Raw genomic sequence first — 21369 nt, forward strand, 5'->3', positions numbered from 1 at the left:
TTTTTAATGCCTAAAGTTAAATGGCAAGAAGTCTTATCAATAAGAAAATTTTTGCTTGACTGGTTTTTAATTCAATTTACTTGTTAAATTTGCTCAACTAATGATTAATTTGCATTAATGAACATACAACAGCTTAAATATTTTCTGGCATTGGCAAAAGAGCTTCATTTCTGGAATACGTCCGCGAAAATGAATATTACACAATCTGCTCTGAGCCGACACATTCAGTCTTTAGAGAGTGAACTGGGTGTTCAGTTGTTTTACCGCGATAAGCGAAATGTGAAACTTACTCCTGCAGGAAAGTTTTTGCAGGAAAAATGGGGTGAAGAACTGAGCCAGATGGAATCTTTTCATCAGTTGGCCAGACAGATTCATTTAGGTGAATCCGGAACGATAAGAATTGCGCATCCCGACTCTATTTCTTCTTCGGTGCTGCCTGATTTTATAAAAAAAGTTTCCGTAGCTTTTCCCAATCTTAATCTGGAATTGTTTCAGCTGACGAATGACATCCAGGAAGATTATCTTAAAAATTACAAGATAGATCTGGCATTTTCACGGGATGTCAATACGTATTCAGCGATTAATGAAAAGAAATTATGCCATGAAAATCTATCTTTCGTTGTTCCCGAAAATCATCATTTTAAAACCCTTGCTGATATTTCTGAAGAAACATTGAAAGGGCAAAAATTTCTTTTAACAACAGGCGATGACGGCAGCAGCTACGATGTACTGGTTCAGGAAGTTCTCAATTTTTATAAAATCAATCTTGGATCCTATATTCGCTGTGAGTTTGGATCTACGATTATTTCACTGATTAAAAATGGATTAGGCATTTCAATTCTGCCGCATTCTTATCATCTTCATCAAAATACCGGAATCCGATTTATACCGCTTCCCTTTGTTACTGATTTGTACATTCAATGGCGAAAAGACGACCCTAATCCAATTCTAAAAAACATTCTGGAATTAGTGTAAAACCATTTCTATGTGCGGAATTCCGTCTTCATCATAAGACTCTCCTACTTCTTTGAAGCCAAGAAAATTGTAAAATTTCAACAGGTACAATTGCGCACTGATTCGAATGGTTGATTCCTTAAGAATATCTTTACAGCCTTGGATAGAATGTTCCATCAGCTGTTTTCCCAGTCCCAACCCTCTATACTCCGAACCGATCACCACACGGCCAATTGAAGCGTCTTCATACGTTAAACCGGGAGGAACAATTCTGGTATATCCTGCCAGATTTCCATCCACCATACCCATCAAATGATGGCATTTTAAATCTTTATCATCAATATCCTGATACACACAGTTTTGTTCTATAATAAATATTTCGCTTCTTAATTTTAATATTTTGTAGAGTTCAATAGTGGATAATTCTTCGAATGATTTTACAAAAAATTTAATTTTCGATGCGTTGGTTTTCAAATCCAGTTTCATCATAATATCGGTCTGCTCTTCATTTCCAAGTCTGAAAATATGTTTGTCAAATTCTTTAAATCCATTTTTCTCATAAAATCCAATCGCCCGTACATTGTTTTCCCAAACGCCCAACCAAACATAATCTACATTTTTTTCCTTAGCAATAGCTATCGCTTTGTCATAAAGGGCCTGCCCCACTTTCTTTCCGTGAAAATCTTTAGAAACATATATCCTTTCAATTTCAAGTGCATTATCACCTTTACTTTCTGTTTGTGAAGATCCGGTGTTGAGCTTTAAGTATCCGATAACCTTATCATCTACCCTCGCCAGGTAGAATTCAGAGTTTTTATCGCTCACCTCAGCACTAAGCTTTTCCGTTGCAAAACTTGTTTCAAGATATTGCGTCATACTTTCTTCTGTATTATTCTCAGCGAAGGTTTCAGAGAACGTTTTTTTGCCAATCTCCTGTAATACTGCTATTTCGTTTTCCTTAATTTTTGTTATGCTAATTTCCATTTCTTTATACATTCCATTCGTAATTCAACCCATCCTTATTTTCTTTTGCCCCAAGACGATGATAGAATCTTTGTCCAGCATCGTTCCAAGGCGCAACTCAACTCAATCAATTTATTGCAGCAAAATTAGCGAGTTGAATAATGCGAAAAAATGCTATTTTTTGATTATTTGATTTGATTTTTGCATTAATGGATATCCTTTTGATTGAGGTTATATGGCAATAAAGATTTAAACTATTCTCAGCTGTTTTTGATTGATTACAAAGATGAAACGCAAAGTTTCATTACTAATTCTGCTTTATTGTAAGGAGGCAAAGCGAGGCGACTTTATCGCTGATGAAGTGATATCCTTATCCATACGCTTCGACGAATCAACAGTTTCAAAAATGATTGAATATATTTGAAGCATTAAGATTTTTTAAGCCGTTAAGAAAAGTTAAGAATATAGCTAAAGCTATTGATAAAGCTGTCTTCTTCATTCATCAAAGATGAATCTTAACTTATCTTATCCTCTTCATTTTTCTTAATGGTTTAAATACTACAAGTAATGCTATTTCCTAAGTTTTGCATTTGCCCCTATTCTAAAGTAGTGTCAGCCATCTTCTTTTCTCTCTTCCTTTGAAGAATAAGGTGTGAGGCATCCAGTATTTTAACGGTATGAATGTAGGGCATCACGATATTCCTTTCCGGTAGATTTTCATAGACACCCATTGAGAAATAGACAATTCCGGACATAAAGTAATCAAATTCTTTGATGGTGTATTCCCTAAATGCTGTTTTGAAAACCAACAGAGGATTCCGGTATTCCTTCTCCGAAAGCAAGCCAAGAACCAATGGGGAAATCTTCTCCGGCTGAGTATCAACCGTCCATTTTCTGTCCTTTAGCATCATGAGATATCCTGCCCGGATCAACGACCTCATCGACTGGTAAAACTCAAAGATCACCGCCGGATCTTCATTGATCCAGCTATTTCTCTTTACTGCATAATTCATAATGTTGCTGAGTCTTTCTTTGGAAACATCCAGCTCATTGAACTGAAAGAAAGTTTCCATCAGCTGCAACCCGGAGTTCTTCTTTTCTGCCCGAAACTGAGGATCAAAATTTGTTCTGCTTTTTTTCATGTGTTGTATTTTTTATTGTTGAAATTTTTCTTAACCATTAAGATTTTTAAGCGATTAAGACACATTAAGATCATAGCTGAAGCTATTTTCAAGCGAAGTGCTTTATCTTTCTTCAATTTCCTTAATGGGTTATTTTTTTATAAATGTAAGAAAAGAAATTTAATTACGGTCGATCGACCGTAATTTTTTATTATTTAATTATTTCATTTGTTCTATGACAGATATAAACGAAAAAATTTGTTCATACATTACAAAAAAATGGTTAATACCTTGGCTTCAAGAAGGCAAGTCACAAAATTCCTTTGCTAAAAATCATGGTGTAGAAGAAAGCACTATTAGAAAAATTAAAAGTGAAGAAACTTACAGAATACCTGTTGAAACACTTTTTAAAATATGTGAAGCAAGAAAAATTAGTTTATCTGATTTCTTTAAACTTATAAATGAATAATCCTGACGAAAGTTGGGATTTTTTTTCTTAGAGAATCTTCTAATTATACATTAATTACTTATCCAATGATCAAATAAATATTTATTGCAACAACATTTATGTATTTGTATATTTGAATATTATCTTAATTCCCATAGTTATTAAGATGATTTAAAAATAGACTAATGAACGAAGAAGAGATTAGAGGAAAATTACTTTTACCATTTTTGAATGACTTGGGTTTTGACCAGTCTGAGATTTCGTTGGAAAAATCATTTACCATAAGACTTGGCAAAACTCAACAAACTATTAAAGGAAGATCAGATATTTTATGTAAGAGAAATGGTAGAAATCTATTTATCATTGAATTAAAAAATGACTCTATTTCTATAACTCAAAATGATATAGATCAAGGTATCTCATATGCAAGATCTCTTTTGGACGATATAGCACCTTTCACTATAATTACTAATGGAAAACTAACAAAAATTTTTGATTCTGTATCCAGATCTGAATTAACCGGTAAAAAAATTTCAGAAGAATCAGCTTTTTGGAAAAATGATTATACACTTTCAAGTGATGAGGAGCTAAGAATAAGATATGAGGCACTTAAAAAGTTTGTTTCATTCTCTTCTGAAAATCTGAAATTCTTTTGTAAGAATCAAATTCAAGATAGAATGGGACCGATTGTTGGAGATATTAATACTCCGTCTTCTAAATTTGTGAAAGAACTTTACCATCAAAGACAGGAATTATTAACAGTCTTTAATAAATTTATTAGCTCGGATGCAATTTTTTTTGGAATAGTAGGGCATGCAGGTGTTGGCAAAACAAATGTAATGTGTTCATTAGCTATCCAAAATTTAGAAGATAAATTTGTATTCTTTTACAATGCTGCTATAATTAATAAATCACCACTAGAACATATTGCTCAAGATTTAAATGGAGTTTTTTCGAGTAAAAGCGACAGTAGCCTAATTTTAAAAAAGCTTGATGAATTAGGAAGGTTTTTAAATAAAAAAATTTTAATATTCATTGATGCAATAGATGAAAGTACTAACCCAAATCTTTCATTAGAATTAAGTGAAATAGCTCTTATCTGTAGAAACTTAAGTCAAGTTAAGATTTGTATAAGTTGTAAATCAAACATTTGGGATGGCATTTTAAAGATAAAAGGAACAAATACCCATCTTTTTGAAGAACTGTGTAAATTCCATCAGAGAATAAGTGATGTAAATAATAATCCTGGATTCTTATTGAAAGAATTTAATGACGATGAACTTAAAGATATCACTCTACTATATAAAAATAGCTTCAATTTAAAAGGAGATATTTCTAAACTCCTATCAAATGAATTAAGAAATGGATTTTTCTTAAGAATATTCAGTGAAGTTTATAATCATAAACAAATCCCTGATAAAATAGACGACAAAGAATTAATCAAAAACTATATCAAGGAGTCTCTTGAAAAAACAGAATTACGTTTTCAATCTGGTATAAGAATTCTTGCAAAAGTTGGAAGAATACTAATGAATCATAATACTTCATTAGAAAAGTATAAAGATGACGGATTGGATGTCAATAATCTCTTAGAAAAATTAAATTTTGCGATTGATGATAACTTACCAGAAGAGTTCTTTTCAAGAAACATACTTATTAGGTCTAATAAAGAGGAGTCTTATAATGTAAATTTTTATTATTCTAAAGTTCGAGATTATATTATTTGCTTCCACACTTACAAACTTGACCTATTAAATGATGCTCAGTTTTATAATATCCTTGAAGAGTTTCATGAAAATTACATTGGTCAGAGCGCCATCAATTTTTATATCGAAAATGCTAAAACTTCCCATAGGTATACTTTGATAAAATTTAAAGAGGATAAGGCTTTTAAATATGTAAGTGGCTATAATTCCTACTTAGAAAAAAAATTCAAAAAATTCAAAAAATTATTTGATCCAAAAACAGATGGTAATATTGGGATTGTCCTTCCTAAAGATCTTTTGAAAGGCGAAGGTTACGCCCTATTCCATTTAAAATCCGATTCATTACAAAAAATTAGATTTGAAAATTTAAGAAATCTTTTCTTAGATTTGAATAATGATGGTTTTTTAAAATTAGGAATTAATACTGTACACGGAAGTATCAACTCTTTTTTAATTTCAGATCAAGACAAGCTTATAAAAAGAAATATTTTTAAGCAATTAAAAGAAATTATTGTCCAAAGTGATAAATTAATTACATATGATTCCGATATTTTACTTTTAGAAAAGGTATCATTAATACTATATTATTACCATAAAAAATTAGGATATGATTTTAAATTAAATGACTACTTTATTCCAAGGTTTAATTTAATATATCCCATAGATTTGAAAGATTTAAGGGATAAACTATATAAACTTAGAATATATTCTCATTATGCATATAGGAAAGGGTTAGCTACACCTCAACTTGAACAAAAAATTGAAGAAGCCTTTAGAACAAATATTGATATTCCTGAACTATTTTTTGGAGGCGAAATTGGGATTTTTGAAAAAATGTTTAAAATCGTAAACATTTTACTTGAAAGAGGATATGATAAAGTCGAAAATCATCATTTGCCATATCCCGACAAAACAATTATTCAAACAAAAGAATATTGTGAAGAAATTAAAGGCCAAAATTTTAATAAAGTAAGAGTTTTTCAATACAGTGAAGATCAGGCAAAATTATATATAGAGACTTTTTTTAAACATTTAGAATTTGCTTATCAAAAATTCGTTGAAGATTTTTTCCCAACTTTTAAAGAAAAATTTTTGTTTTATAAAAATATACCACATGAATACTTTTTCTATATGCAAGATTCTGATATTATTAAATGGGGTATGTTCAGCTATCGTCCCTCTAAGAATGGGGTAATTGACTTTCATTACACTGATAATAAGTCACTTGAAAAAGCATTTGAAGAAGACGAAATTTCTTTTTTAAGACCTTTTTCACTTGATATCATTTTGGTAAATGAAAACCGAGATAAGGTTAACTTGATACCTGGTATAAAAATCCCAAAAGCAGATGATTTTTGTATTGTTAGAAATTGGGTTTATAAATTGCTTAGATATGATTTAGAAAAGATCATTAAAAAAAATACTGATTAAAATTCATCTTTTTTAATCATCTCTAACTTTTTTCAATATCCCTTGCTCCAAAGTCGGGAAACTTAACACAACATAGGAAACCCACCTATATTTTTCTCATTACATTCTGCGTAAGACTGATATAATTAAACATACAAAACGTCGCTATTGCCCCGAAAGTATGCCATAAAAAGTGGGTTCCAAAACTGAACCATTCCCATTTATCAGCGATACGGAAGGTTAATGCAAAAACAAACGACAAAACAGCAAAGCCCACCCATTGGCCAGCTTTCCATTGGGTATAGATCAAATATCGTAGTACCGAGAAAACTACAAAAGAAGCCATAATTGCATAATTGACATTGATAAAAAGAGAAGGGTTATCTGCCAAAATCCAGTTTCTTAAAGCGAACATAAGGAGTGCATACCCCAGAACCATTACAGCAGCATAATACCATCTGGTACTCTGCGCTATAAAATAAAACCCGGCAGACAGACATAATACCATAATGGGCAGCCAATCCATCATAATAAATACCGGCCACTGTCTGAATGAATGGTAAACCGTTCCTCCTATGGCACCAATATATAATAATACCAGGCAATAGGTTAAAAAAGGATATTTTTTGAAATTACCCTTCAGTTTAAGGGTCCAGAAAATGGCTATGGCTAAAAAAAATACAGCTGTTATTGCGTTTAAGGGCTCAGGGAAAAAGTGAGCCATATCTGTTTCTTTATATAACAGGCCTCCGTCCGGAGGTAATGAGTTTATCGGCATTGTTTTCTTTTAAATTATATTTACAGGCATGTTTTAGAATGCAGAATACAAACACAGGCCATTTTTCTAAACATTAGTAAAATAGATACTTACTTTTTTTAAATATAGAAAAAAATACAACATGAAATACCTGGATGTGCCTGATTCTATTTTATAAAAATGTTAATTCTGCTTCTTTTGCAAATCTTTATCTAAAATGACATTCTTTAAGGATTTTTTGATTCAAAATATAATGTACTGGTGACGTGTTTTTCTAACGCAAAGTTTTAGCTTTATTTTGCATATCTTCAGGGAGCTAAGGATAGAATCAACTATGTTGATTCGTTGAAGCGTATGGATAATCATAAAGCTTCATTAGAGGCTGTCTCAAAAGTTAAATAATTTGGCTTTGTCATTGACTACGTCGAATCTTCGATTTCTAACGAAGGAAGAATCTTATTGATAACCAAACACATGAGATTCTTCACTGCATTTCTGAACTACGTTCGCAGATTTTCAACCAGTGTTCAGAATGACACTCTTGGGACAGCCTCATCACTTTGATCACTTAAAATAAAGCAGAATTATTCCTATACTTTGGGCTAATCTTTTTACTCAAAAAATAATTTCAAACATATCCTTCGGCTCTTGTGATCATTTTTATCCCAGGGGGTCTTTGGCTGCTGTATGTTCTTTCTGGGGAAATATCATAAAAACATACTCTTTTAGTGAGATTCTAATAGGGGTTTCGAATGTATCTTTGCAAAAATATTGTAAACAAGAAATGAATAGTTACCCTATTTTATCCCGCATTATCCTTATGTTTCTGCTGAACAGCTCAGTGGCTCTTTTTTCTCAACAACATGATATGAAAGACCATCCGGGAATTCACGGTATGGTTTTACTGGGAAACGATACTCAATATGCATCTCATCTTCCGCTTTTTTATGCTCCCCATGATTATCAGGTCATTCTGAAAATTCAGTTGGATCAGACTTCTACCTTAAGTTATAAAAAAGATCAGCTGACCCATCCTGAGGTTAAACTGTATACCATAGAACCTGAAAAATTTGTTCTTCCAGGTATTATGAATGATATAAAAACATTTAAAGCTAATATTTACCGTGGTCATTTTGAACGGGGCGGAGAGCTGATCATCAAGGATGCGCAAGTGGAAATTACCAAAGTACTGTATTTCCATCAATTAAATAAAGACAAAAGCGAAGGCCAACCTTGCCACTATATTTTATTTGGAGATCAAAAGCAGCAGTTTTTAGCGCATCAGATCTTAAATCGTCCGGACTTTGATGAACTTTCAAAAATAGATATCAAAAATAAGGCTGTAGCAACTTTATTACAGAATGGTGAAATAGCAATGGTTACCAGTAAAGCTAAAGAAACTCAATCTTTATCAGAAAAATGTACGGGTACTAAAGAATATAAAAACATCAATTTTAGCAATCCTGAAATACTCTATCTGGAATTTGAGGATCTAAAATAAAAACAAAGAGATAAGGTATAAGATAGCCCACCGAGGCCGCACACAATACAATCGCCACTTATTTAAAGTGGTGATTTTTTTATATTCGTTAATAGCTCTTTATGTGCTTCAATTTGGGAGACAAAAAAATCTTATTCAAGCAATTTATTCCCTAGTAGAAAACACTCATTTTATATTTGCCGCTCTCATGTAATACAACACAAAAACCCACAATCTGAAGACTTTCATCTTCTGACTGTGGGTTTTATCTTACAGTATTGTAAGAAGTTTTTAATCTGTATTCCGTAGAATAACTATTCTATTTCTTACCAGATAAACTTACAGACCTGTTCCTGTTCTGCAATTATTCTTCGTGATTTTGTTACATACAATCTAAGGAAACAGTTTGGGCTAATATTATATATTCTTTTGCCATATACATCAACTCCCATGGTACCTCCACTGTCAAAGTTATAAATAACGATCTGCTGTTTGGGATAAATTTCTTTGAAATTAACCACCATTTTAATCTGTTCTCCAATAACATGGATAAGCCTGTTTCTATCATCTATGCTAAGATTGCTGGAAGAGAACTCATATTCATGTGGATCTAATCTAACGGCATAGTTCTTAGGATCAGACTGATCATTAATAATTTCATCTTTGAGACTCGCTGTTCTGCCATTAGGAATAAACATTGTATCCGGGTTTTCATCCTCAGATTTAAAATTCTTACTGGCTTTTATGGTGCCTTCTACTGTTAACTTATCATCCTTATTAGCCTCTCTTCCCATTCCGAAGCTACTTGACTCCGTATGAAAATTCAACCCTCCAAATCCATTATACTCAGAACCATAAAAATAATATTCATTTCGTTTGGTTGCTAAAAATCTTTTCTGATGAATATCTACAATACCTGACTCACCAGTATTCATATGGTTATCTGAAATTGCTAAACCTGATCCGGTATTTACTGTAAAGTCCGAATTGAGCTGTAATCCGTACTGAGCCATATAATTCCATTGCTGAATACTTCCTATGCTAAAATCCTGAGTAGTCCAGATTTGCGCCCAATTAGACCAGCTGCCTCCGCTCATAGTCCTTTGGTAGGTTATATTCCCCGTATTACTTGACCCAAATGAAGTTGCAGTCTGCTTTACCCAGGTACCATCGTGGGTTTCAATGGCCACATACCACCAGCCGTTATTATTTAAAGGCGCATTGGCTAATCCCACTCCCCTGTAAAAGCCTGTTTTAAGGTAATTATTCAGATTTGAACCTGAAATAACAACGGATGTACCATTCGGGGTACTTAAAAAGTTTGTTTGTACATAAGACTGTGTTGCCAATGCTACATATAATCCCGAGCTATGATACATATACGGAAATGCATTTCCATCTGAAGTAGGTACATTTCCGGACGAAAATCCCACAGCCATAGCATTTTCCTGACCATTAGCTTTTGTATTTAGCTGTTTTATGTTGACTGCATGAGTCTCTAAAGTTCCTGCCGGAATAACAGGGCTATGGGTAAATGTCTTGGTATCGCTTATTGTTTCTACTCCATTTTTCCCAACGAATGTATTTAAAGACTCACTTTTTGTGTAGTAATTAGATAATACAGCATTGGAAAGATATCCTGCATTAGCGTGATTTCCCCAATTAAATGCGGTATTCCAGTTGTTTATATTGGCTGCAGAAAAATCATTTGAATCCCAATCTTTTGTCCAGGGATACCAGGTTCCACTAAAGTAGTACCTCCTGTACACATCATTATTATTAGCATAAGTAGTATATTCCTGAACGATATGTGTTGAAGTATAGTAAACTCTTAATTGACCTGCTAAACCTGCAGGATAATTATTTGCAGAAGTAGCATTTGCATTTCCTGTCTGAACCCACCATCCTGTAGAAGTAATACTGTTTAAATCTACGGTAGGACCTAAAACACCTCTGTAAACAAGACCTGTATTATATGCTGATATCCAATCAGAAGAAGTTCCGTCATTTAACGTTGTAATTTTACCGGTATTACTAATTTTCACGACCTCAGTTAATGCAGGAACACTACCATTGGTACCAGTGGCGCTCCCATAATTAAATGAAAAAGTTTTATGGTTATTCACTGTAAGTCCCAATGAATTTAATGATCCTCTTGGCTGGATAAAATCAGTACCATCAAATTGTAAATTATGGGCTAACCACATCCCATAACCATGGGTAGAATTAGCCATATTAGTATGGAAAATAGAAGATCCTGCAGCCGTTTGACTGCCAAATAACAAATTATAAGCATCTACAAACTGAGTGTTATTAGCATTGATCACTACCTGACCTGCACTTGTTGAATCTCCCTGAGGTCTTAAATAAACGATTCCCGAAGCTCCATCTCCTGAAATTAATGTAAATGCAGAACCTGTTCTAATTCTGTTTACTCCCTGCCTTTGAACCTGAAGTTCACCCGCTGTACTGTTAATTATTCCTGCTACTCCTATATTACCGGATGTATAACTATTCCCGGAAACATGCAGCCTATATCCATCCAGCGGTAATGATGATCCACTTAATCCAATTCCTACTCTCTGATCTGATGTCCAGAGGAGCGCCTTAGTAGCATTGTAAGTTGTTGCACCGAAATAACCATACGACATCTTTACAGTTCCATCTGCTTCTACTGCGCCAAACCACGCAACAGTATCCACTACGCCATTAGAACCTGCTAACTGTAAAATATCTCTGGTAAACCCTGATGCTGCCGTTATCGAAGATAAATCTTTTCTTATTGTACTGCTTACGGCCTGATTTAATGTGAGCGTGCCACTCATCGTGTCTCCTGATTTATTAACATAAGAGTTGTTATCCAGAGAACCATCTGCCTTTAAAAACTGGGCAGCTGTGCCGCCCGTTACTTTATAGCCTTTAGAAGTGTTATAATATGCGTATTTTACATCCATGTTAAATATCTTTACGCGTTACTGTTATGGATACAGCATTAGGTAAAGCAGAATCAAATTCAACATCTATTTTATTCGGATCGGTTAATTTTATTCTACCATCTATTTTGTAAAAGGTTACCGTATCATACATGGCAACATCTACATTTCTAGTCCCTAAATTGTGTACCACACCTGCTGTTCCGGAAATAGCAGTTGTATATGATTTTACATTATTACTTCCAGCGGTTACTCTACCTTTAGAGTCAACAGTCACCTCATCATAAGTTCCGGCAGTTACTCCTGTTGCAGCTAATGTCAACGCTGAAGTAGCATTTGCTGAACCATCAAAAGTTGCTGTCCATGTAGCGTCACCTGAAGCAGAAATTGTTCTTGGTGTTGTTAATTTTGCAGCTGATCCGGTTGTATTGACTGCTGCAGTTCCAGTTAATAATGTCGCAGGAACAGCCGTAATAGGTACCGTTACATTTCCGGAACCATCAATGTTTTGTGCCGTGGCGGTAACACCTGAAAGTGTAATCGTTCGTACTGTAGCCCATTTTGTAGCGGAAAGAACATTTTTCGCTGCATCTGCCGTGTTATCAACATTCCCTAAGCCTACATGAGATTTGTTTAAGACTACAACACCCGTTAATCCATTTACAGAATCTACAGCCCCAGAGGTGATATAAACGAACGTTGTTCCAGTCCATCGGTACGTTTTGTTGGTATCAAGAGATACATAAATTTTACCTGTCTCACCAGCAATAAGGGTAGTATAACCCGCTTCTTTGTAAAATTTTCCGTCAGCAGCTTTATAATATCCCTCCAAAACATCATCTACATAAGATGGCAATTGAGATGCAGGTACCAGTCCTGAAGCATCCAGTGCAGCAACCCCATTTGCGGCTCCTTTTTGTGATACCGGAATATAATTAGCCAAATCTGATGAAGTAGGCATAGAACCCAGATTCACCGTTAATCCATTGGTTGTCTGGGTAATTCCCGTAACCACATTTCCTGTACCTGAAGTAGTAACCGGTAAGGAAAATGAAGTTCCTGACAATGTCAAACCATTCCCTGCGCTGTAGGTTGTGTCCGTAGAGACTAATGTGATTGTATTTCCGGTCTGGTTAACGGCCATATTAGCACCTGCTGCAAGGGTAACATCTCCGGAAACCAATGTACCGGATGTACCCCCTTTCAGACGGGTAATGGTATCTGGTGTTGTAAATGATCTGTTTGCTGACAAATCATAGGCTGTACCGTTAATTGTTAAAGTTCGCGTTTTTGGTACGTAATCTAACGGATTTAAGTTTCCATCATGCCAAAAAGAATTGATTCCTCTTGTTCCGCCTCCAGCGGTTAAAATATCATTGTCTGTTTTCCCCTCTATTTTATATCCAACAGAGCTTCGATAATAAGCGTATTTAATGTCCATAATTATATTTTTTTAATTGTTAACTGAATTATATTGGGTGGTAATGAGTCAAATAGCACTTCTATAGTATTGGTGTCTATTCTTCTTACCTTAATGGGTATTGTAAACATTGTAACAGTGTCGTAAGCATCAATTACAAAACTTAGGGTATCAAGATCATGTTTTATCCTGGAGTCTCCTCTAACTCTCTCTTCATGTTTAATTTTTTCGGCGCTGGCCGCGTCTTCGATATTTTTAATTTTACTGTAGACTAAATCATTAAACTGATTTTGATAAGTAACAGCACCCCAGTTTGAATAAATCCCGACAAGGTTGATTTTATCATCTGAAATGCTTCTGGCAACAGCCTCTTTAAGCAATTCTATCTGTTCCCTGTTGTCTTTGATATAGTCTACGATTTCCTGAAGTTCATCAAGATTGGCATCATCAGAAGCTAATATTTCATTAATTCTCCTAATATATTCAAGCATTTCATCATCTTTTGCCTGAAATACATTGACTATTTCTCTGATCTGCTCTTTTGTAAAGACATTCCCAGTCTCTTCACTACCATCGATAGTAGCGGCTAATCTGATTTTTAATTTTTCTTTCCATTCCTCTACATTGGCATCCGTAAGATTAGATGCATTACGTTTTGCCAGCACTGAAATATGTGCGTTTTCATCTTCAAGATGATTAGTAAAAGTAAGGACAGGCAGTGTTTTTTGAAAAGCTTCATATAAGCCTGCCACCTCATCCATTTTGATTTTTTCATCTAAATGGCGGAATGAAGAAAAGGTCTGCTTAAATTGATACTCTGTAGGAATATCACCTTTTTCAAACCAACTGAAAATTATATTTAATGGTATACTCATTTTGATTATTGAAAATTAGTTTTTGATACAGTTGATCATTCGGAAACCTATTTTATTCACAGGCTGATCATTTTGAATGGAATTCTATATTTTTGAGTGATTTTTGGTTTTGCTCTTCTTTTATCACCCCGTCAATTAGTGAATTATTTATGCATCATCAAGAAAACCATACGTTTTGTCAATGCTTATAACTTTATTTGACATCAACAGCATCACTACATTTTTTCTACAATACTTCCTGATCACTCTCTTAGTATAGTATTTTTTGAATTCAATGATTATTCATATTCTTCAGAGCTCAAATTTCATTTTTCTTTTGCTCTTATAAAAGTTTTTTGACCTTTCCATTCTGTAGTTGCAGTAGACTTGTTTTTGTGAAACGGAATGATATTGTTCTGCAATTACAATGTTCAAAATTCTTGTTTTTAAAGCTTCTGTGAAAGTTTTTTGGTCTCTCCATTCTGTAGTTGCAGTAAACTTCCCATTCAACAAGCTCAAACAAATCTAATCATCAATCAAAGTGTTTGAAGATAATGCGTCCTGACCACAAGCATCCAAATGACGCCACTCTAATGCAAGTGACGTCATTTATATTAGTTATGACCAGTCATTGTAAACACATTAATCTAAATGCATGAGAAAGTTTTCAGTACAATACAATTCATTTCAAGATCTGCCAGAAAACATTGAATTATTCGAATTATTTATGCCTAAAAAGTCTGCATTGAAAAAGTTAGCAAATGATGTATTTCACATCTTTGAATATAGATTCTTTTGTTTTTGAATTTCCAGTTTTAATACATCTTATTTTCTGCATATTTATAAACTGTTTTTTCATCCCAGACAAACAATTGGATAGAGCTATATGGTGGTATTTTATATGAATACCCTGCACTTTCTATGTCGAATCCCTGCCAATTATCACTAGCATTTAACACCAATATTCTTTGACCGCGGAAACATTTTCCTAATACAAAATGCTCACCATATATACATCTGATTACCAACATTCTATTGTCAGAATCATAATATTGAACTCCTGACTGCTGCTCAATCATCCCATGGGATAATCTCATTCTGGATTTTTCATTGGTAATCTCATCATCAAGACGTGATAAACTTCCGTCCGGAATAAATAAAGTGTTAGGTTTTTCATCCTTTGATTTAAAGTTTTCAGTAGCTTTTACCGATCCTGAAACATTTAGTTTATCTGCATCATTAGCTTCTGTACCTATACCAATATTTTTATTTCCTCTATTGAAATTAATACCTTCCCAACCCTTAAAGCTGCTTGAATATTTATAATATTCATCTTTTAATACCGCTAAATAGTATTTATCCTTTTCATTATATATACCGGATTCTCCACCATTATAATTATCAACAACCATTAATCCGTTACCTGTCTGATTAGTAAATTGTTTGTTAACAATAATACCATTGTTGTACATATAATTCCAGCTGTCAATATTACTTTGTGAGAAATCTGCGTCACTCCACAGTTTAAACCACTTACCAGACCATTTATCATCAATCCCCTTTCTTATTTTAAGCATAGGTATTCCTTCTCCATTGACCTCAGTTTGATTGGCAAAAGCTAATTGGTATGAAGAATCCCCCGTTGATGCAGAAGTACCATCCCAAGGAGCATAAGTCATTACACCTGCATAATTTCCAGTTCCTCCAACATGTCCGGCCTGAATAAAATCAAATCTAACCCTACGACTATTTCCATTAGGTGTAACAACTGTATCCGGGTTTCTTGAACCATCTCTTGAAGTAACAAAGTAATTTGTAGCAAAGACTCCGTTTGAATTGGTTAGATTTATCCATTGACCGCCTTCCTCCTCAGGTTGAATTGACAAAGTCTGGCTCGTAAAATTAGATGACACCCAAGATTGAGTAGCCAGAAATACATAACCATCTGTCTTATGGTATATATAAGGGGCACCTGCTGATAAACCACTTGAGAATCCTAGTGTCTGAGCATTTTCTGCGGAATTAACCTTAGCATCAGGATTGAAATTATTATTAGTCCAAAGCGCTTCTCCATCTGACAGCAAAGGAATATTTCCTTTTTTCGTCATGGTTGTTGTATTTACAGCCTGCCAATACTCTAAATGATTGCTGAATAAAGGAAAATCTATTCTATGATACCAACTATTATTTCCTGCAATGTGTAAGGAGTTACCATAAGTAGAAGGGAATCCGGTACCTGTGGCCCAATCTGTAACACTTAAAGGAAAATCTGTTTTTACTGCAGTTGCATCCTGATGATTACCTCTTTTCGCTAAGTATTCTCCGGGATTAAAATTGTTTGTAGTCCAGGGAATACCTCCTTGAATTTTAACAGCACCATTATCCGAATTTAATAATAAATCACCATCATTTACAGCTCTAACTACAAAATTTTCTCCGGTCCCACCCCATGTGGCAGCACCTCCATCAGCTCCAATATAAGCTATATCTTTAGCCCCATCATATTTTTGCCAGGTCAGATAATTCCCTGTTTGTGCTGTACTTTTCCACTTACCTAACATAGCCGAAGACTCTATATTAAAAGCACCTGTCATAGTACCGCCATCTTTTCTGAGATAGTTTCCTAAGTCTGTAGATGATACAAAATCTGAGGCCAATCTCTGGCCACCGCCTGCTGTTAAGATATAGTTATCATTATACCCAACTTTATTAAAACCTTTTGATAAAACCTGGCCAGCATCCGTGAATTCTATACCATTACTTACATCCCAATCTTCCGCATTCTTTGTAACAGAAGGAGCCAATATTAAATTGTTATTGGTAGGTTTCTGTATTGACCAGGATTTATATGAACTATTCTTTAGTTTGAAAGGTATTCTGTTATAATAGGATTTTGCTGCTGATATAATTTCATCCGTATTTCTGGTCTGGTAATCACCTGGTTTGAAATTTACATTATCCCAGGCTCTTCTCCATTGTGTCCAGTTTCCATTGTGCCCACTTCTATAAGCTAATTCTCCTGCGTCTGCATTACCATCATTATATTTTATCTGCAACTGTGATGTGGTATCTTCAGCTCCCATGTGCAACATAGGACTATATAAATGCTGAACCCCTCCTGCGTTACTGTTTGCTCTATAAACTCCAGAATTGGAATGACCTCCAAGGCTATTGAAGTTATCATTCAGTTGAACTGCTTTAGGAATATAACTGCTGTCTGCAAAATTAGTTAACCAACTTCTTGTAGCGACTACATCAGAAGGTAAAACAATGATATTGGCAGGATATAAGTCAAAGTTAGATTCTATTGCATGAGACCATCCTACATTCCAATCCAGATTATAGTTTCCGTATTTAACTTCCACTTTAGCTACTTCAAATGAAAAGTACCCATTCCAGAATGTATTTGATTCTCCTAATAAAATACTAACGTATCCATCAGTTCCAATTCCGATTCTTGCGGTAGTGGTAGGGAAATTATCAGTTACTTCCCATATCGCTTTTGAACCATTAGTAACCATAGTTCCTGATACATATTTATAGAAAGCTACATTCACTTTACCTAAGTACTGACTTTCATATCCATAAATGTTAATATCAATACTAAACATAGCATGCTCTGATGAAGCTTGAGGCATTTTAATGGCTAAAATACCTGTATGTCCTCCATCACCGTAATTACCCTGATAAACTTTATTAAATATTCTTACATTATTTTGGTGTTTATTTATAGATCCTCCTCCTTCAAATTCCAAATCCTTTGCCCCAAGATTAACATCCTGTGCTGCGCCATTGTAGGGAACATAATTATTTAAAGCTGATGCATTAACAAAAGTTGCCGGATCTAAATTATGAGCATCCCAAACCACACCATTGACTCCATTTTTATGATGTATTATATCACTGTTATTAGATTCTACAATAGTATTAATAGTAGGATTTCCTATATAGAGTGTAGATGGACTAGTATAATTTAAAACCTGGTTATTTCCTGTATTAAATGAAGTAGAATAAATACCTTGTTTAGAATAAATCTGACCAGACCGCCCGAGAAAATGGGTAGGATGATCCGGATCTCCAAAATGGAAACCTATACCTTCATTCAAGCTATTGGCACTTCCTTGATAATAGGAAAGACCATAAGTATCTGCGTTTGCAAATGACCAGATTCTATTTCTTTCATCTGCTTTGTAGAACCTGTTTTGAAATCCTTCATCAGTTTGTACAAAACCTTTTGAATGAAGGCCGTTAACCGGGATATAATCTTTATCTGTATAAGAATCTGATGCTAACAATCCTCCGGACAACATTACTTGTGCTCCATTTCCATTGAGCCCAGCTATAGGCCTATCCGAATCTAATGCCCAAAAACCTCCCACATTTTTTTTCTCCCAAAATGTACCATCAGAAGCTAACTCCTCTTTCGTAAGTAAATGTTTAAGATTGATCTGAACTCTTTTGGTACCTCCCGGGTCCGGATGATCCGAAACTGAAATAACCCGGTTTCTCCCCTGGTCTAAACCTCCATACCCAACAGTTAATTTCACATCAAATCCCTGCCAATATGACAATTGAGTAAACCAAAAACAAAGCTTACCATTTAAATTTAAGGCTGTAATCCCATTCCAGTAATATAATGTAGAATAGCCGCTATGAGAAATAATAGTCCCGTTATAGATATAACCCTGGATCTTACAATCTAAAGGCTGATCACTTCCGTACATATTACCTTTAATCTCTAAAAGGAATTGATCTCCATAGTCTACAGAATAGTCTACATCAGTTTCAATGAATGTTCCCTGTGGAAAGTTTCTTCCTGAATGATACCAGGAGTCTTCTTTTCTTCGGGAATCGTAATCTCCGCCGCCACCTGTAAGAAATCTTTCATTATTTGACCCGTCTTTATAATACCCAGCCGCCCTAACGTAATCAAAAGCATTACCATTGAGATTCATAAAGTGATAACCATTTGACCGATACTGCAGTGTAGCAGCATAAAGCCCCGGCTGATGAAAAGAAATTGCGGGGTAAACTGTATCAGATGTGCCATTACCTCTTAATTCTAAAGCAACTGAATCGTAAGCATTGCCTGTAGCTCCTGAGAATGTTTTTCTTACTGGTATCTCTTGATAGGTATTAGTTGTCACTAAGTTTAAATCAGCAACTATTTCCGCATGGGTTCTTGTGCTGATTTTTTTCGTCACAGAATTCCAAACCATTACAGAACCTGCATCGTTTGGAACACTTTTCACAATTATTTCGCCTTCTACAGCGATGTGATTGTTAAAATATTCAGGAGCAATCATTAGTCTAATCTTGCAGTTAAAGTAATTCTATATTCATTCGGGGTAAGAGGTGCCAACACATCTATTTCTACATCATTTGCCGATGTAGCCACACAGCTTACATTTATTTTTCTATTATCAGTATTACGATAACAGATGTAATCAACATTCAGGGTATTCCAGCCATGGGTAATGGGAAAAGTAACGGAAGAGCCATCTCCGATTTGCCATGTTTTGGATTTAATTTTTGCATCCAAAACAGCTTTCGTAGATTTTGGAGTCATTGCTTTAGTAGGATCGAATCCTGCAATAGCTTCAACATCTGTGGCGATTTGAATCAGTCCTTTCACCGAATCTGTAGCATCTACAATGTCAGGAATACCTTTTTCTATGATCTGATAATTTTTAGGCGCATTGGAAGCATTATCAGTATTAGCAATAAGATGGTCACCAACAGAAACGGGCTCATTACCTACCCAGCCATTTGCTGTAATCACCCACACCATACCTGTTTTAATGGTAGCTGATGTCACGGGTAACGGAGTCGTCATTGAACCTTCAGCTGTAGAAGGAATATAGCCTCCAGGCTGATAAATCAATGCTCCTGTAAGACTTTGTCCTATTAAGTTTTCAATATAAGTTTTAATCTTATTGGATGACCATGTATAGGTACCTGACTGAGTCGCGTCATTCAGAAAAATAGAAACGATATCTGCATTGGTAAGATTTCGGCCTGCTACTTTAATAACATGTCCTGAACTATTGGTCAGGATCTGACTTAGCAATAGAAGCCCGCTTGTTTGATCTGTCTGAAACGGATTATTGGTCAGCGGATACTCAGGATGTACGTAATTCTGAGCCAGGTTAATCCATTCTGCTCCGTTCCATTGATGCAACTGTCCCTTATAATCAATGATCCAACCAGCAGGAACTCCAGTTGTATCAGGAAATGAAGTATGGTAATGAAATCGGGTACGTTGCAGCTCACCAAAAAAATTATCCTGATGTGCGTTATTACTTATTATTGCGTTATTATTCATAGTTTTTTATTTTTTATGGTTTAACTTTTAAAATGAGAATATTAATGGGATTAACGAGGACACCTATCATCTTAACCTCTATGGTTTGATTGGTGGCATAATCGTCAACATTTATTTTTTTACCAGTGACACTATCCCGGGCCTGAATGATCACATTTTCCGTTTCAAGGGTATTAGGGAATACTGCATTTCCTGCCACTTGTACCACTGCACTTGTAGGGGTCTCTGATATGAGCAAAACCTTATCATAGATCTGCTTATTAAAGTCTTGTTGATTTTTCGGGCTGCCTAATGCATTGTAGTCAAGTAACAGCTTTACTTTATCTTCACTAGTCTGCCCTGAAACAGCTTTTAATACTTCAATATCCTCACGACTTTTTTTAATGAAATCGATTATTTCCTGGAGTTCATCCAAAGAAAGGTCATTAGACAACAATATCTTTTTAATCTTTTCTATATCAGATGCTAAGTCTTTATCTGCATCTTTCAATTCATCCACAAAGCCGTCTACCTGTATTTTAGTATATACATTCCCTAGCTGATCATAACTGTCAACCGTAGCAGCATTTTTAATTCCAAGCTTATTTTTCCAGCTTTCAACATGAGTTGGGGTTAGATTACCGGCATTTAGTAAAGCCAAATATTCTGAATGAGCTGCTGGATCTGTTAAATGTTTTTGAAATGCTTCTGCACTGGCAAATAATTGAAAGATTTCTTCAAATCCTTCAATACTTTTCATAGGGATTGGGTCATCTTTATGATAAAAAGATAAAAACGTTTCTTTAAACTCCGCTTCTGTGGGGAAATCTCCAGTTTCAAACCAACTGAAAATTGTATGTAATGGTGTACTCATTTGATAATTAGTTTTGATAAATTGATAATTGGGGAAGGTCTAAAGGTTATGTCTGCTGCATGGTATTTTAAAGTAGGCCACAGAAAGCAATATCGTTGCTGATGAAGTTGTTTGGCTATACATTCACTAGAAAGAATCAATGAAA

Annotated in this window: 13 protein-coding genes and 1 pseudogene; 4 read left to right on the forward strand and 10 right to left on the reverse strand. The window is 34.7% G+C overall.

All coding sequences use genetic code 11. The annotated features are described in order from the left end of the window. Positions 1-117: 117 nt before the first annotated feature. Positions 118-975 (forward strand): LysR family transcriptional regulator, encoded by an 858-nt coding sequence (locus AC57AW_RS17765; RefSeq protein ID WP_496352943.1) that lies wholly within the window; start codon positions 118-120, stop codon positions 973-975. Here the strand turns inward: AC57AW_RS17765 and AC57AW_RS17770 are convergent. From AC57AW_RS17770 to AC57AW_RS17780, 3 genes and pseudogenes are all read right to left on the reverse strand, one after another. Next, positions 967-1443 (reverse strand): GNAT family N-acetyltransferase, encoded by a 477-nt coding sequence (locus tag AC57AW_RS17770; protein WP_496353890.1) that lies wholly within the window; start codon positions 1441-1443, stop codon positions 967-969. The genes AC57AW_RS17765 and AC57AW_RS17770 overlap by 9 nt on opposite strands. Then, positions 1426-1938 (reverse strand): annotated as a pseudogene (locus AC57AW_RS17775) (GNAT family N-acetyltransferase); the annotation flags it as partial. The pseudogene AC57AW_RS17775 and the gene AC57AW_RS17770, both read right to left, overlap by 18 nt. Before the next feature lie 575 nt (positions 1939-2513). Further along, positions 2514-3059 carry a hypothetical protein gene (locus tag AC57AW_RS17780; protein WP_496352944.1) on the reverse strand — a complete coding sequence of 182 codons (546 nt, stop codon included), beginning with the start codon at positions 3057-3059 and terminating at the stop codon, positions 2514-2516. A 214-nt stretch (positions 3060-3273) separates the two neighbouring features. Between AC57AW_RS17780 and AC57AW_RS17785 the strand changes: the two genes are divergently transcribed. Next, positions 3274-3507 (forward strand): helix-turn-helix domain-containing protein, encoded by a 234-nt coding sequence (locus tag AC57AW_RS17785; RefSeq protein ID WP_002977873.1) that lies wholly within the window; start codon positions 3274-3276, stop codon positions 3505-3507. 164 nt (positions 3508-3671) lie between these two features. Next, positions 3672-6623 (forward strand): type I restriction enzyme HsdR N-terminal domain-containing protein, encoded by a 2952-nt coding sequence (locus AC57AW_RS17790; RefSeq protein WP_496352945.1) that lies wholly within the window; start codon positions 3672-3674, stop codon positions 6621-6623. Positions 6624-6708: 85 nt separating this feature from the next. Here the strand turns inward: AC57AW_RS17790 and AC57AW_RS17795 are convergent, their stop codons facing one another. Then, a complete protein-coding gene (locus AC57AW_RS17795) occupies positions 6709-7380 on the reverse strand; it encodes a hypothetical protein (RefSeq protein ID WP_496352946.1) in 672 nt (223 codons plus the stop codon). 763 nt (positions 7381-8143) lie between these two features. Between AC57AW_RS17795 and AC57AW_RS17800 the strand changes: the two genes are divergently transcribed. Continuing rightward, positions 8144-8860 (forward strand): hypothetical protein, encoded by a 717-nt coding sequence (locus AC57AW_RS17800; protein WP_496352947.1) that lies wholly within the window; start codon positions 8144-8146, stop codon positions 8858-8860. Positions 8861-9165: 305 nt separating this feature from the next. Here the strand turns inward: AC57AW_RS17800 and AC57AW_RS17805 are convergent, their stop codons facing one another. From AC57AW_RS17805 to AC57AW_RS17830, 6 genes are all read right to left on the reverse strand, one after another. Then, the gene (locus AC57AW_RS17805) at positions 9166-11793 is read right to left on the reverse strand and encodes a pyocin knob domain-containing protein (RefSeq protein WP_496352948.1); all 2628 of its coding nucleotides are present in this window, start codon (positions 11791-11793) and stop codon (positions 9166-9168) included. 1 nt (position 11794) lies between these two features. Next, the gene (locus AC57AW_RS17810; protein ID WP_496352949.1) at positions 11795-13213 is read right to left on the reverse strand and encodes a hypothetical protein; all 1419 of its coding nucleotides are present in this window, start codon (positions 13211-13213) and stop codon (positions 11795-11797) included. A gap of 2 nt (positions 13214-13215) precedes the next feature. Next, positions 13216-14067 (reverse strand): hypothetical protein, encoded by an 852-nt coding sequence (locus AC57AW_RS17815; protein WP_496352950.1) that lies wholly within the window; start codon positions 14065-14067, stop codon positions 13216-13218. A 794-nt stretch (positions 14068-14861) separates the two neighbouring features. Continuing rightward, positions 14862-19352 (reverse strand): hypothetical protein, encoded by a 4491-nt coding sequence (locus AC57AW_RS17820; protein WP_496352951.1) that lies wholly within the window; start codon positions 19350-19352, stop codon positions 14862-14864. Continuing rightward, on the reverse strand, positions 19352-20371 hold the full coding sequence (locus AC57AW_RS17825) for a hypothetical protein (protein ID WP_496352952.1): 1020 nt from the start codon (positions 20369-20371) through the stop codon (positions 19352-19354). The genes AC57AW_RS17820 and AC57AW_RS17825 overlap by 1 nt, the downstream gene beginning before the upstream one ends. Positions 20372-20384: 13 nt before the next feature. Further along, complete coding sequence (locus tag AC57AW_RS17830) at positions 20385-21224, reverse strand: hypothetical protein (protein WP_496352953.1); 840 nt, start codon at positions 21222-21224, stop codon at positions 20385-20387. Between the last annotated feature and the right edge of the window lie 145 nt (positions 21225-21369).

It is taken from the genome of Chryseobacterium sp. BGA-UO-ETr-SB22, assembly GCF_059567885.1.